The sequence below is a fragment of the Mycobacterium parascrofulaceum ATCC BAA-614 genome, from assembly GCF_000164135.1.
Taxonomy (GTDB): Bacteria; Actinomycetota; Actinomycetes; order Mycobacteriales; family Mycobacteriaceae; genus Mycobacterium; species Mycobacterium parascrofulaceum.
In genome coordinates this window covers 182335-195357 of record NZ_GG770554.1, presented here as the reverse complement: position 1 = coordinate 195357, position 13023 = coordinate 182335, and the positions used below count along the sequence as shown (strand labels likewise).

The following is a 13023-nucleotide window of genomic DNA, read 5'->3' as shown; positions in this document are numbered from 1 at the left end:
CGGAAGCTCGGGTCGTCAGCGCCATGTCCTATACGGTCGTACAGCGCGTGCTATATGCTCGTACAGAATTTCGGCAAGGAGGACCCTTGAATGAGCTGTACTACGACCCATGGGATGTCCAGATCGACGCCGATCCCTACCCGACATACCGACGCCTGCGCGATGAGGCACCGCTCTATTACAACGAGCGCCACGGCTTCTGGGGACTCAGCCGCTACGCGGATGTAGACGCGGCACTTCGGGATTGCGCCCGGCTCAGCTCGGCGAAAGGGGACATCCTCGAGGTCGTCAAGACCGATCCCGTCATGCCCCCGGGCGTGTTCATCAATGAGGATCCACCGTTGCACACCATCCACCGGGCCTTGGTGTCGAGGGCGTTCATGCCGAAGCGGATCCGCGCGATCGAAGACAAGGTGCGGGCGTTTTGCATCGCCTGTCTGAATCCCGTGGTCGGTCGTGATCGGTTCGACTTCGTCGTCGACCTCGGCGCCGAATTGCCGATGCGCACCATAGGCATGCTGGTCGGCATTCCCGATGCCGACCAGCCCTCCGTACGAGCGCATGCCCACCGCGTCCTGCGCAACAGGCCGGGCGAACCGTTGCCCGTGAACAAGGACCACTACTTCGACGGTGACTTGTTTGCCGACTACCTGGCATGGCGCGCCAAGAACCCGTCCGACGATCTGATCACCGAACTTCTCAGCGTGGAGTTCGAAGACGAGACCGGCGCGACCCGCCGGCTGACGAACGAAGAACTGCTGATCTTTTTGGCGGTGGTGGCAGGCGCGGGGGTGGAAACCACCGGCCGGCTGTTCGGGTGGATGGGCAAGGTGCTGGCTGAGAATCCCGATCAACGTTCCGCCCTTGTCCAGAATCTCGGTTTAGTCCCGAACGCGATCGAGGAGCTGCTGCGTTATGAGCCGCCGGGACCCCACGTCGCCAGATGGGTTGCCGAAGACGTGGAATTCCATGGCCAGATCGTGCCCACGGGCAGCGCATTGCTGTTGATGCTGGCCTCGGCGAATCGGGACGAACGGCACTTCGACGAACCTGACCGATTCGACATTCATCGTCGACCCGGTGGCCACCTCACCTTCGGCCGCGGCGCACATTTTTGCCTCGGTGCACCGCTGGCGCGGCTCGAGGGCCGAATCGCACTCGAAGAAGTACTCAAGCGATTCCCGAAGTGGGACATCGACTTCGACAAGGCTCGCCGGTCACGCACCTCCACGGTGCGCGGCTGGGACTCCATGCCGGCCGTCATCGGCTGAGTTGGAGGCATGCGGTGGCGGCAGAGGTCAACAGCGACTGCGCGGTGGAAAGGAATTAGCGCTCGATGACGAAGCGGATGATCTTCACCTTGCTGGTGATGGATTCGGTCGGCCACAACTTTCAGGGGATCTGGCGCCATCCGGAGGCGCGCAATAAGGAATACAAGAACTTCGAGCTTTGGGTCGACCTCGCCCAGAAAGCCGAACAGGCAAAGATCGACGCGTTCTTCTTCACCGATGTCCTGGGTATACAGGGCGAATTCAACCGATCTCGCGACATCGTCTTCGAGCAGGCGGTCAACGTCCCGATCGGCGACTGCACCATGCTGATGCCGGCGCTGGCTCGCGAGACGCGCCACATCGGTTTTCTCTACACCAGCTCGGTCATTGCCCAACATCCGTTTGCCTTCGCCCGCCAGGTGTCGACCTTGGATCACCTGTCCGGCGGTCGGGTCGGTTGGAACATCGTCACCTCGGCCAACGAGCGGGCCTTCCGCAATTTCGGTCTGCCCAGCACCCTTACGCACGATGAGCGCTATAACTGGGCTCAGGAGTACGTCGATGTGGTCTACAAGCTCTGGGAGGGGTCGTGGGACGAGGGCGCGATTGTCGATGACCTTTCTCGTGGGGTGTACATCGACCCGGCGAAGGTCCACGACATCAATCACAGCGGGGAGCGTTATCGCGTAGAGGGTTTCAACCTCATGGAGCCTTCGCCGCAACGCACACCGGTGCTGGCGCAGGCCGGCGGATCACCGGCAGGGCTCGACTTCGCCAGCAAGCACGCCGAATTGATGTTCTTGTCCGCCTATACCCCAGAGACGATTGCGCAGCAGATCGACTCGGTGCGCGCGCGGGCCCGTCAGCACGGCCGGCGTGACGGCGACATTCTGTTTCTGCAGGGTCTCATGTTCGTGGTGGGGTCGACGGACGAAGAAGCCTTCCGCAAATGGCAAGAACTCGAGCGCTATCGCAGTCAGGAAGGTCAGGTCGCTTACTTTGCGGGCCTATCGGGCACGGACCTCGGGCGCTACGACCCGCAGACCCCGCTGGAAGACCTAGTTGACGAGTTGCCCGGCATTCAAGGGGCGTTCCGGTCCGTGATCAACGCCTGGCCCGCCGGTGTCAAGCCCACGGTGCACGACTTCCTTACCACGCTGTCGCTGCCCCAGATGGTCGTCGGGTCACCGGAGACGATCGCGACACGCCTCACCGAGTATCAAGCCGCCGGCGTCGACGGCGTGCAGATCATGAACATTCTGATGCCCCAGAGCTACGACGAGTTCTTTGAACATGTCGTGCCGGTGCTGCAGGACAAGGGACTGATGCAGAAGGACTATCGACCGGGAACGTTGCGGCAGAAGCTGTTCGACGCCGAATCGCCGCAGGTTTCCGATCGCCACCCTGCGTCCCGGTATCGCGGCATGTTCAGCTGAGGGTGACTCGGATGGCGATCCTTCCCAGGAAGGCCGACGAGTGGTCGCCCGACGCGGACTTAAAACCCGGCGAGAATGACCGCGTTGCAGTCGGCCGCCGCCTGCCGCAGCTTCGCCGCTTTTTGATACCCCTCGGACTCGTACCACGCCCGGGCCGCGTCCACCGATTCGAATTCCAGCACGACGGTCTGGTCGCCGTGCCAGGCGCCCTCGATCACCTTGGGAGCGGTGTCCACCGCGAGAATGGTGGCGCCGGCCATGGCCGAACCAGCCGCCTGCGCATAGGCTTTCATGCCCTCCGGATCTTTGATGGCCTCCGTGAGGATGACGTACCCTTTCGCCACTGAATCTCCTTCGGTCAGGTTTTGCTGATGGCCTGCTCGGGGCAGCACTCGATGGCCTCCTGCGTGGCGGCCTCGAATTCCGTTGGGACCTCGGACGATATCGCCTCCGCATAACCGTCGTCGGTGAGGCTGAACACCTCCGGGCAGAGTGTGGTGCAGACACCGTGGCCGCGGCAGCGCTGGTCGTCGACTGTGACTTTCATGCCGGCGTGAACTCCAGGTGCAGCTCCGTCAGGCCGCGCAGGATGTACGTCGGAACGTATTGGTAGCGGCGGTCGTTCGCCGGGCCGTGCGCGCGCTCGTCGATCCTGATGTCTGACGTCCGGTCGAGCAGGCGTTCGATCGCCACCCGCGTTTCGGCGCGCGCCAGCGGCGCGCCCGGGCAGCTGTGGATGCCGCGCCCGAACGAGATGTGCTGGCGGGCGTTCTTGCGGGCGGGGTCGAAGGTGGTGGGGTCCTCGAACCGGCGGGGGTCGCGGTTCGCGGCCGCCTGCACGACCATCACGGTCGTGCCCGCGGGCAGGTCCACGCCACCGACGTTGGCGGGCACCCGATTCAACCGGAAGTCGCCCTTCACCGGGCTCTCGTGGCGCAACGACTCCTCGATGAAGTTGGGAATCAGGCTGCGGTCCTTGCGCAGTTGCGCCTGGATGTCAGGGCGTTCCCCGAGCGTCTGCAGGGCCGCGCCCAGCAGCCGCACCGTCGTCTCCTGGCCCGCCGAGAAGACGTTGCTGGCCACCCGGGCCACGTCCTCGACGTCGGGGATCGAGCCGTCCGGGTAGGTGGCGGTGGCCAGGCCGGTCAGCACGTCGTCGCGCGGCTCACGCCGGCGGTCGGAGACGTAGTCGGAGAACAGCCCGTAGAGGAATTCCAGCGGGCTGTGCGCCAGCGAGCCCTTGGTGCCCCCGACGCCGCCCCCCGAGTGGTCGCGGATGCCCTTGACGAACTTGTCGCGGTCTTCCTCCGGCACGCCGAGCAGGTCGGCGATCACCAGCAGGGTGAAGGGACCGGCGAAACCCTTGATGAATTCGCCGTGACCGGGCGCGAGGAAGGTGTCGAGCGCCTGGTCGGCGAGCGCCCACATCGCGTCCTCGTTCTCCTTGAGGCGCTTCGGGGTGATGAGCCGCATCAGCAGCGAGCGATGGTTGGTGTGGGTCGGCGGATCGAGCGTGGGCAGCTGGTCGCTGAACGGCAATTCGTCGCGGTGCTTCTCGATCACCTCGGTGACGTCGTCACCTTCCAGCGGTACCGGAAAGCCGGGGAACGGACCGGTCACCGAGATGCACGAGGACCACGTCTCGGCGTCGTTGAGCACCGCGCAAGCCTCGTCCCAACCGGTGATCATCGTGACGCCGTGATGGCCCTCGCGCGTGACGGGGCACTGCCGGCGCAGCGCCTCGTAGTAGGGATACGGGTCGTCGATCAGCTCTCCGCCGCGGAAGAAGTCCAACTCGGAGAATTCGCTCGCCATCTCCTGCTCCTTGAATCTCGGCTAGTGAGAACGCGCCTCTCGCAGATGAGTATTACATTTCCATACGGCATGGTGGTCGTCAACGAGGGGCCGGCGCCGCCGCGCTCTGCGGGCGCCGATCTGCCGCGTCAGCCGGCGGGAATCAGGTCGGCGGCGACCGACGGCCACGCCAGCAGCCCGCTGCGGAAGGTCTCGACGTGACCGATCGCGCCGTGCGGGAGGGCGGCGGCCGCCAGGGCCTGGGCTTTGAACGTGTGGGCGGCCGTGCTCAGCCGGTGCTGCACCAGGCCGACGCTGTCGTCGAGCTCGGCGGGCCAGTTCTCCCCCCACAGCGTCACCTCCGTGACGCCGTGGTCGAGGGCCTGCAGCACCCCTTGTCGCACCCGCGCGTCGCACCCGAACAAGTCCGCCGCGGCGGCGAGGGCCTGGGGGCGGGGGCGCGATTGCACCGACGCCAGGGCGTCTTCCAGGTCGACCACCCGCGCGCCGAGGATCTGCAGCGGCCGATAGTCGGGATGGTCGGCGAGGTCCATCAGGAGGACAGTGACGTCCCACCCCGCCATCGCCCGGTCGAAGAGCCAGCCGCCGGCGAACCGCACCACGTCGTCGACGGTGGCGGCGACCACGTCGAGCCGGTATCTCATGTCCTCGCGCGGCCCTTCTACGGGGCGAAGTCCCGCGCCAGTGCTTCGGCGTACTGCTTGAACGCCTCGGTTAGCGGTATCGATGGATCGAGCAACCATGTGGTTTCCATTCCGTGGACGAAGGCGAGAATTTCCACTGCCTTGACGGCGGGGTCGATGTCCGAGCGGTACCGGCCATCCGCCTGACCGCGGCGGATGAGATCGGCGACGATGTCGGTCGCGGCGCGATGCCGGGACAGCATCCGGTCGTGCAGGGGGGCGTCCGGAAGGATGTTTTCGACGAGCAGCACCGTGAACGTGCCGACGAGTTCGGGTGCCCGGTTGAACCGGTCGGCGACCTGCGCGATCTGGTCGAAGAGATCGCCCGTCCGGTCGGCGTGCAGATCATCGTCGAGGTCGCGGGCGTCGAGCACCGCGTGCAGCAGCTGTTCTTTCGACTCGAAGTGATGCAGCAGCCCCGCGGGGGTGACCCCGGCCTCGCCGGCGATCTGGGCGAGGGTGGTGCTGCGCCAGCCGTTGCGCGTGAGCAGCCGCTGCGCGACGTCGAGGATCCGCTGCTTGCGGTCCTCGCCTTTGGCGAGCAGCGTGTCGTATCGCCGTGCGTCGGGCACCGGACTCCTTCGGCCGATGTGCGGACTGAACCAACCTAGTGAACACACAGTAGGTTAGTTGCCCCGCTGTGACAAGGGTCACGCGGGGCGCCGCTTTCCGGCCAGGGTTTGAGCGCGCCTCAGCGCACGAGCTCGACCAGCGTGGCGTTGGCGGTGCCGCCGCCCTCGCACATGGTCTGCAGACCGTAGCGAATCCCGTTGTCGCGCATGTGGTTTGCCATCCGAGTCATCAACACCGCGCCGGACGCGCCCAGCGGGTGCCCCAGCGCGATGGCGCCACCGAGCGGGTTGACTCGCGCCGGGTCCGCCCCGGTCTCGGCGATCCACGCCAGCGGCACCGGCGCGAAGGCCTCGTTCACTTCGAACGCGCCCACCTCGGCCAGCGACACGCCGGCCTTCTTCAACACCTTCTCCGTGGCGGGGATCGGCCCGGTGAGCATCAGCACCGGATCCGCCCCGGTCACCGCGCCCGCCAGGTAGCGCACCAGCGGGGTGAGCCCCAACTCGACCGCCATCTCGGCCGTGGTCACCAGCAGCGCGGCCGCGCCGTCGGAGATCTGCGAGGAGTTGCCCGCATGGATCACGCCGTCGTCGGTGAAGGCCGGCTTGAGGCCGCTCAGCTTCTCGACCGTGGTCCCGCGCCGGATGCCCTCGTCGGCGGCGACGACGGTGCCGTCGTCGGTGAACACCGGCACGATCTGGCCGGTGAACGCGCCGGCATCCTGGGCCGCGGCGGCCCGTTCGTGGGACTGGGCGGAGTACTCGTCGAGCCGGGTGCGCGAGAAGCCCCACTTCGTGGCGATCATCTCCGCCGACAGCCCCTGGTTGAACGAGAAGTCGTCATAGCGGGCCAGCACTTTCGGTCCGTACGGTATGCCGGTCGCCCGCGCCGATCCCAGCGGAACGCGGCTCATCACCTCGACGCCGCCGGCGACGACGACGTCCTGCTGGCCGGACATCACCGCCTGCACCGCGAAGTCGAGCGCCTGCTGGCTGGAACCGCACGCGCGGTTGACGGTGGTCCCCGGGATCGTCTCCGGCCACCCGGCGGCCAGCACCGCGTAGCGGCCGATGTTGCTGGACTGGTCACCGACCTGCGACACACAGCCCCAGATCACGTCGTCGACGATCTCCGGGCCCACTCCGGCGCGCTCCAGCAGTTCGTTGAGGACGACGGCGGACAGGTCGGCGGCGTGCATTCCGGACAGGCCGCCGTTGCGCTTGCCCACGGCGGTGCGCACGGCTTCGACGATGACTGTTTCCCGCATATCCCTACTCCGCTTCCCTGGATTTCGATAACGCCCACCGGCCAGTAAACGACGGCTCCCGCCGCTCCGCGAAGGCGGCATACGCGGCGGCCGCGTCGGCCGTCGCGAAATTGCCCACCTGGGCGCGCGCCTCGTTGGCCAGCGCCTCGCGCAGGGTGCAATCCGCGCCCTCGTTCAGCAGGGCCTTGGTGTGGGCGAGCGCGACCGGTGGGCCGGCCGCCAGCCTTCCGGCGAGATCGTCGACGAAGGTGTCGATCTCCGCAGCCGACACCACCCACGTCACCAGGTCGAGGGCGTACGCCTCCTCGGCGTCGATCGTCTCGGCCAGCAGCGCGAGCCGCTTGGCCTGTTGCAGGCCGACGAGCTTGGGCAGCAGCCACGATCCGCCGAGATCGATCGACAGGCCCCGCTTGGAAAAGATCTGGCAGAACGTCGATTCCGGCGTGGCGACGACGAAGTCGCAGCCCAGCGCGAGGTTCCAGCCCGCCCCGACGGCCACCCCGGTGACCTTGGCGATGGTCGGTATTGCGAGCTCGTGCAGGGCCAGCGCCACGTCGGTGAGCCGCTGCAGCTTGTGGTTCGGGTGGATATCTTCCGGGATCGAGATGTCGGCGCCGGAACAGAAACTGCCGCCGGCGCCGGTGAGCACGAGCGCGCGCACACCATGGTCGCGACCGGCGGCGTGCAGAGCATCGCGCAACGCGATCCACAGTTCGGGGTTGATCGCATTCTTGCGGCGGGGACGATTGAGGGTCAGCGTGCGTACTCCGTCGCGGTCCTGGGACAGCAGCACGGGACCGTCGGTCGCGGTCAATAGCTCCTCGGCAATTTCAGGACGTTGGATCCCAAAAAGTTCAGAATCATCTCCTGGCTGACCGGCGCGATCTTCATCAGCCGGGCCTCGCGGAAGTAGCGCGTGATGTGGTACTCCTCCGCGTAACCCATGCCGCCGTGGGTCTGCAACGCCCGGTCCGCGGCGGCGAAGCCCGCGTCGGCGCACAGGTACTTCGCGGTATTGGCCTCGCGCCCACAGGGTTTGCCGTTGTCGTACAGCCAGGTGGCTTTGCGCAACATCAGCTCGGCGGCGTCGAGGCGTGCCAAAGAGTCGGCGAGCGGAAATTGCAGGCCCTGGTTCATGCCGATGGGCCGGCCGAAGACCTCGCGCTCGTTGCCGTATTTGACCGCCTTGTCCAGCGCCACCCGGCCGATGCCGAGCGCCTCTGCGGCGATCAGCATCCGCTCGGGGTTCAGGCCGTCGAGGATGTACTGAAAACCCTTGCCTTCCTGACCGATTCGGTCCTCGACCGGGACCTCGAGGTTGTCGATGAACAATTCGTTGGAGCTGACGGCGTTGCGGCCCATCTTGCGGATGGGCCGGACGTCGACGCGGCTGCGGTCGAGATCGGTGATGAACAGCGTCATCCCGTCGGTCTTCTTGGTGACTTCGTCATAGCTTTGGGTGCGGGTGAGCAGCAGGATCTTGTCGGACTCCATGGCTTTGGAGATCCACACCTTGCGGCCGTTGACGATGTAGCGGTCGCCGTCGCGTTTGGCGAAGGTGGTGATGCGCGAGGTGTCCAGCCCGGCACCCGGTTCGGTCACGCCGAAGCACACGTGCACCTCACCGGTCGCGACCTTGGGCAGCGTGCGCGCCTTGAGTTCGTCGGAGCCGTGCACCACCACCGGTTGCATCCCGAAGATCGACAGGTGAATCGAGCTCGCGGCGTTCATGGCGCCGCCGGATTTCGCGACCTCCTCGAGCAGGATGGTGGCTTCGGTGATGCCCAGACCGTGGCCGCCGTACTCGGTGGGGATCGTCATGCCCAGCCAACCGCCCCGGGCTATGGCGTCGTAGAACTCGGTGGGGAACTCGTGTGCCTGGTCCTTTTCCATCCAGTACTGATCGTCGAACTTGCCGGCCAACTCGGCGACCGACCGGCGGATCAGTTCCTGGTCCTCGGTCAGCTCGAAATTCATTCCAGCGCCAGGCACTTCCGGGTGTCTCCTTTCAGCGCGAGCAGACACAGAATCGCATGATTGCCCTGCGAGCAATGCGATTCTGTGTCTGCTCGCCGCGCGCCGGTGGTGGCGCGTCAGTCCTTGTTGCCGCTGAGGGCCTTCGCGTTGGCGGCGAATTCCGCGAAGGACGAGCCGCCTCGGGAGTCCTTGTCGTGGCCCTTCGCCTTGATGGACACGTCGTGCCCCTCGGCGGCCTTGCGCAGCGCGCCGACCGTCGCCTGTTCACGCGAGATGTGGGTGAACGGGTCGAACGAGTACCAGCGCATGGCATTCTCGTGCGTCATCTTGTTGATCTCGTCGTCGGGAACGTTGTTCAGTGACAACACATCCCACAGCTCTTCCGGCGCCCCCGGCCACATCGAGTCGCTGTGCGGGTAGTCGGCCTCCCAGCAGATGTTGTCGATGCCGATCATGTTCCGCAGCGCCACGCCGACCTTGTCGCTGATGAAGCAGGTCAGGAAGTGGTCGCGGAAGACCTCGCTGGGCAGCTTGCCGCCGAAGTTCTGGTGCGTCCAGGCCGAATGCATCTCGTAGGTCCGGTCCGCGCGCTCCAGGAAGTAGGGGATCCAGCCGGTTCCGCCCTCGGACAGCGCGATTTTCAGGTCCGGGTACTCCTTGATCGGCCGCGACCACAACAAGTCGGCGGCGGCCTGCACGATGTTCATCGGCTGCAGCGTGATCATCACGTCCATCGGCGCATCCGGCGCGGTGATGGCCAACCGACCCGAGGAACCGATGTGCACGTTCATCACGGTGTCGGTCTCCACCAACGCTTTCCACAGCGGGTTCCAGTACTCGTCGTGGAAGCTGGGATAGCCCATCGCGGCCGGGTTTTCGGTGAAGGTCAGCGCGTGCACGCCCTTCTTCGACACCCGGCGCACCTCGGCGGCGCACGCCTCGGCATCCCAGATCACCGGGATCGCCATCGGAATGAAGCGCGCGGGGTAGGCGCCGCACCACTCGTCGATGTGCCAGTCGTTGTAGGCCTGCACCAGTGCGATCGAGAAGTCGTTGTCGTCGGTCGCGAACAGCCGCCCGGCGAAGCCCGGGAAGGACGGGAAGCAGATCGAGGCCAGGATGCCGCCGGCGTTCATGTCCTTGACGCGCTCGTCGACGTTGTAGCAACCCGGCCGGATCTCGTCGAGCCCCGTCGGCTCGATGCCGTACTCCTCCTTCGGCCGGCCGGCGACCGCGTTGAGCGCGACGTTGGGGATGACCGTGTCGCGGAACTTCCACATGTCCGAACCGTCGGCGTTGTGCACCAGCCGCGGCGCGTCGTCCTGGTACTTCTTCGGCAAGTGGTTCTTGAACATGTCCGGCGGCTCGACGGTGTGGTCGTCGACGCTGATCAGGATCATGTCTTCTTTGTTCATGGCCGTTGCCCTTCCGTCGGGTCCGCCTATCCGGTTCCGCTTCCCACGCAGCCTCGGCGAATCGCTGTCCCGTACCAAGATCACTAAAATGAAAACTATCTTCTCGCCAAGCGAGAATCAACATCCAGCGGAGCCGGCGACGGGGGCTTGTTCGCCTGACCGGGGACGGAACGGCCTCATCGGTTTGCCCGCCCCGGATCGGGGATGCGCCGAGGTAGACGGCGCCGTTTCGGGCGGGCCCGCCGCGACCGCCGGCGTTTTCGCTGGGAGGCGGCCATTTCGGTGGCCGAACCCGCGCATGGCGCCCCGACCGCGCGCGCCCCTCCCCGCCGGCATTGACCGGCCGCGCGATTCATGCAACTCTATTGGTTAGAAATGAGAATATGATTCTCCTAGGCCGAGAGGTGGCCGGGAGGATGGCGAGAGGAGAGCACGGATGCGGTTGCCGCCGCTGCCGGCAGACCAGTGGGACGAAGCGACCCACCAGGCGCTCTCCGCGATGCGTGACCCGGCCGCCAACAACGCGCTCAGCACCCTGGCCCGCCACCCGGCGCTGGCGAAGGCATTTCTGCGGTTCAACGTCCACCTCTTGACTTCGTCCACGCTGCCACCGCGCGTCCGCGAACTGGCCATCCTGCGGGTGGCGCATCGTCGCGAATGCGCCTACGAGTGGTCTCACCACGTCAGCATGGCCAAGGACGAGGGCATCACCGACGGTGAGATCGCCGCCGTGCGTGGTGTGGGCGAGGACGCCGGCCGCCTGGACGAGTTCGATCGCGCGGTGATCACCGCCGTCGACGAACTCGAAGACAAGTCTCGGCTGTCCGATGAGACGTGGGCCGCACTCGGTGAGCGGCTCGACGACCGGCAGCGGATGGATTTCGTCTTCACGGTCGGCTGCTACGCCACGCTGGCCATGGCCTTCAACACTTTTGGCGTACAGCTCGAGAACGCCGATCAGAACCACTGAGAGAGGTAGAAAGGTGCCCCACTTCCCCAAGCCGGCTGCAGGCAGCTGGACAGAGAATTACCCCGACCTCGGCACGGCGCCTGTCGATTACACCGACTCGATCGACCCGGCGTTCTTCGAGGCCGAACGCGAGGCGATCTTCAGGAAGACCTGGCTCAACGTCGGCCGGGTCGAGCGACTGCCCCGCACCGGCAGCTACTTCACCCGGGAACTGCCGTCGGCCGGCAAGGGCACATCGGTGATCATCGTCAAGACCAAGGACGGGACGGTCAAGGCATACCACAACGTCTGCCGCCACCGCGGAAACAAGTTGGTGTGGAACGACTTCCCCAACGAGGAGACCTCTGGCACCTGCCGGCAGTTCACCTGCAAGTACCACGCCTGGCGCTACAACCTCGACGGCGACCTCACCTTCGTCCAACAGGAAGAGGAGTTCTTCGACCTCGACAAGGACAACTTCGGCCTGGCGCCGGTCCGATGCGAGGTGTGGGAAGGCTTCATCTTCATCAACTTCGACCACGACGCGGCGCCGCTGGCCGACTACCTCGGCCCCCTGGCCAAGAGCATCGAGGGCTACCCCTTCGGCGAGATGACGGAGACCTACTCCTACCGCGCCGAGGTCGGCAGCAACTGGAAGCTGTTCATCGACGCGTTCGTCGAGTTCTACCACGCGCCGATCCTGCACCAGGGGCAGTACACCAAGGAGGAAGCCGCCAAGATCCAGAAGTTCGGCTACGAGGCGCTGCACTACGAGCTGGCCGGCCCGCACAGCCTGCAGTCGACCTGGGGTGGTCAGGCGCCGCCCCCGGACATGTCGATGGTCAAGCCGATGGATCAGGTGTTGCGCAGCGGTTTGTTCGGCCCCTGGGACAAGCCGGAGATCATCGAGAAGCTGGAGCTGCCACCGGGTGTCAACGTGAAGCGGGTGCCGCAGTGGGGAATCGACTCGTGGCTCTTCTACCCGAACTTCATGCTGCTGATCTGGGAGCCGGGCTGGTTCCTGACCTACCACTACTGGCCCACGGCGGTGGACAAGCACCTCTTCGAGTGCACGCTGTATTTCGTTCCGCCGCGAAACGCGCGGGAGCGCCTGGCCCAGGAGTTGGCTGCCGTAACCTTCAAGGAATACGCGCTGCAAGATGCCAACACGCTGGAAGCGACCCAGACCATGATCGGCACCCGGGCCGTCAAGGAGTTCCTGCTGTGCGACCAGGAAGTCTTGATCCGCCATCTGCACAAGACGACCGGCGACTTTGTAGCTAATTGGGCGAAGGAGTACCAGGGCAATGGCAAAATTACCGTCTGAATTCGCGGACCTGGAACCCTATTTGGATTGGGACCTGGCGACCGAGCCAGAGCGCTACGCCAAGCGGCTGTCGTCGACGATGGCCGAGATGCAGGAGTTCTACGACGTGGCGTTCCCACGGATCAACGATGCCATCGCCTACTGCGACAGGTACCCGCTGGACGACCTTCCCGATGACGCAAGGGCTCTCATGCACATGATGCAGTCACTCGTCATGGTTTCGTTCCCGATCGAGGCGTGGAAGCAGCCGCGGGTGCCGGACAGCGGCGCCGCCTGGGTGGAGTGCATCCGGGAACCGGTGATCTAACCG

Annotated in this window: 14 protein-coding genes; 5 read left to right on the top strand and 9 right to left on the bottom strand. The window is 65.6% G+C overall.

Annotation, left to right across the window (positions count from 1 at the left end):
- Nucleotides 1–86 precede the first annotated feature (86 nt).
- Together HMPREF0591_RS10875 and HMPREF0591_RS10870 are read left to right on the top strand one after the other, a co-directional pair.
- Nucleotides 87–1271 carry a cytochrome P450 gene (locus HMPREF0591_RS10875; protein ID WP_007168583.1) on the top strand — a complete coding sequence of 395 codons (1185 nt, stop codon included), beginning with the start codon at nucleotides 87–89 and terminating at the stop codon, nucleotides 1269–1271.
- 65 nt (nucleotides 1272–1336) lie between these two features.
- Complete coding sequence (locus HMPREF0591_RS10870) at nucleotides 1337–2707, top strand: LLM class flavin-dependent oxidoreductase (RefSeq protein WP_007168582.1); 1371 nt, start codon at nucleotides 1337–1339, stop codon at nucleotides 2705–2707.
- Nucleotides 2708–2766: 59 nt separating this feature from the next.
- Here HMPREF0591_RS10870 and HMPREF0591_RS10865 read toward each other — a convergent pair whose 3' ends face one another.
- From HMPREF0591_RS10865 to HMPREF0591_RS10825, 9 genes are all read right to left on the bottom strand, one after another.
- Nucleotides 2767–3051 (bottom strand): DUF1330 domain-containing protein, encoded by a 285-nt coding sequence (locus tag HMPREF0591_RS10865; RefSeq protein ID WP_040622326.1) that lies wholly within the window; start codon nucleotides 3049–3051, stop codon nucleotides 2767–2769.
- A 14-nt stretch (nucleotides 3052–3065) separates the two neighbouring features.
- On the bottom strand, nucleotides 3066–3254 hold the full coding sequence (locus HMPREF0591_RS10860) for a ferredoxin (protein WP_007168580.1): 189 nt from the start codon (nucleotides 3252–3254) through the stop codon (nucleotides 3066–3068).
- Nucleotides 3251–4522: a cytochrome P450 gene (locus HMPREF0591_RS10855; protein ID WP_007168579.1), complete on the bottom strand. Its 1272-nt coding sequence runs from the start codon at nucleotides 4520–4522 to the stop codon at nucleotides 3251–3253. Before HMPREF0591_RS10855 ends, HMPREF0591_RS10860 begins: the two co-directional genes overlap by 4 nt.
- Nucleotides 4523–4650: 128 nt before the next feature.
- Nucleotides 4651–5166 carry a hypothetical protein gene (locus tag HMPREF0591_RS10850; RefSeq protein ID WP_007168578.1) on the bottom strand — a complete coding sequence of 172 codons (516 nt, stop codon included), beginning with the start codon at nucleotides 5164–5166 and terminating at the stop codon, nucleotides 4651–4653.
- Nucleotides 5167–5183: 17 nt separating this feature from the next.
- Entirely contained in the window at nucleotides 5184–5777 is a 594-nt protein-coding gene (locus HMPREF0591_RS10845) for a TetR/AcrR family transcriptional regulator (RefSeq protein WP_007168577.1), read from the bottom strand.
- A gap of 119 nt (nucleotides 5778–5896) precedes the next feature.
- Complete coding sequence (locus tag HMPREF0591_RS10840) at nucleotides 5897–7045, bottom strand: thiolase family protein (RefSeq protein WP_007168576.1); 1149 nt, start codon at nucleotides 7043–7045, stop codon at nucleotides 5897–5899.
- Nucleotides 7046–7049: 4 nt separating this feature from the next.
- Nucleotides 7050–7859: an enoyl-CoA hydratase/isomerase family protein gene (locus HMPREF0591_RS10835; RefSeq protein WP_007168575.1), complete on the bottom strand. Its 810-nt coding sequence runs from the start codon at nucleotides 7857–7859 to the stop codon at nucleotides 7050–7052.
- On the bottom strand, nucleotides 7856–9022 hold the full coding sequence (locus HMPREF0591_RS10830) for an acyl-CoA dehydrogenase family protein (RefSeq protein ID WP_040622323.1): 1167 nt from the start codon (nucleotides 9020–9022) through the stop codon (nucleotides 7856–7858). The genes HMPREF0591_RS10835 and HMPREF0591_RS10830 overlap by 4 nt, the downstream gene beginning before the upstream one ends.
- Nucleotides 9023–9138: 116 nt before the next feature.
- A complete protein-coding gene (locus tag HMPREF0591_RS10825; RefSeq protein WP_007168573.1) occupies nucleotides 9139–10437 on the bottom strand; it encodes an amidohydrolase family protein in 1299 nt (432 codons plus the stop codon).
- Between the two features lie 436 nt (nucleotides 10438–10873).
- Here HMPREF0591_RS10825 and HMPREF0591_RS10820 point away from each other — a divergent pair, with 436 nt between their 5' ends.
- The 3 genes from HMPREF0591_RS10820 to HMPREF0591_RS10810 are packed head-to-tail and all read left to right on the top strand — an operon-like array spanning nucleotide 10874 to nucleotide 13020.
- The gene (locus HMPREF0591_RS10820; RefSeq protein WP_007168572.1) at nucleotides 10874–11407 is read left to right on the top strand and encodes a carboxymuconolactone decarboxylase family protein; all 534 of its coding nucleotides are present in this window, start codon (nucleotides 10874–10876) and stop codon (nucleotides 11405–11407) included.
- A 13-nt stretch (nucleotides 11408–11420) separates the two neighbouring features.
- Nucleotides 11421–12713, top strand: a complete 1293-nt coding sequence (locus tag HMPREF0591_RS10815; protein ID WP_007168571.1) for an aromatic ring-hydroxylating oxygenase subunit alpha — start codon at nucleotides 11421–11423, stop codon at nucleotides 12711–12713.
- Complete coding sequence (locus HMPREF0591_RS10810; protein ID WP_007168570.1) at nucleotides 12694–13020, top strand: hypothetical protein; 327 nt, start codon at nucleotides 12694–12696, stop codon at nucleotides 13018–13020. The genes HMPREF0591_RS10815 and HMPREF0591_RS10810 overlap by 20 nt, the downstream gene beginning before the upstream one ends.
- The last annotated feature ends 3 nt before the right edge of the window (nucleotides 13021–13023 follow it).

Coding starts and splice junctions, on each gene's coding strand:
- HMPREF0591_RS10870 (WP_007168582.1), top strand. CDS start 1,337: ATGACGAAGCGGATGATCTTCACCTTGCTGGTGATGGATTCGGTCGGC.
- HMPREF0591_RS10860 (WP_007168580.1), bottom strand. CDS start 3,254: ATGAAAGTCACAGTCGACGACCAGCGCTGCCGCGGCCACGGTGTCTGC.
- HMPREF0591_RS10855 (WP_007168579.1), bottom strand. CDS start 4,522: ATGGCGAGCGAATTCTCCGAGTTGGACTTCTTCCGCGGCGGAGAGCTG.
- HMPREF0591_RS10850 (WP_007168578.1), bottom strand. CDS start 5,166: ATGAGATACCGGCTCGACGTGGTCGCCGCCACCGTCGACGACGTGGTG.
- HMPREF0591_RS10840 (WP_007168576.1), bottom strand. CDS start 7,045: ATGCGGGAAACAGTCATCGTCGAAGCCGTGCGCACCGCCGTGGGCAAG.
- HMPREF0591_RS10830 (WP_040622323.1), bottom strand. CDS start 9,022: ATGAATTTCGAGCTGACCGAGGACCAGGAACTGATCCGCCGGTCGGTC.
- HMPREF0591_RS10825 (WP_007168573.1), bottom strand. CDS start 10,437: ATGAACAAAGAAGACATGATCCTGATCAGCGTCGACGACCACACCGTC.
- HMPREF0591_RS10820 (WP_007168572.1), top strand. CDS start 10,874: ATGCGGTTGCCGCCGCTGCCGGCAGACCAGTGGGACGAAGCGACCCAC.
- HMPREF0591_RS10810 (WP_007168570.1), top strand. CDS start 12,694: ATGGCAAAATTACCGTCTGAATTCGCGGACCTGGAACCCTATTTGGAT.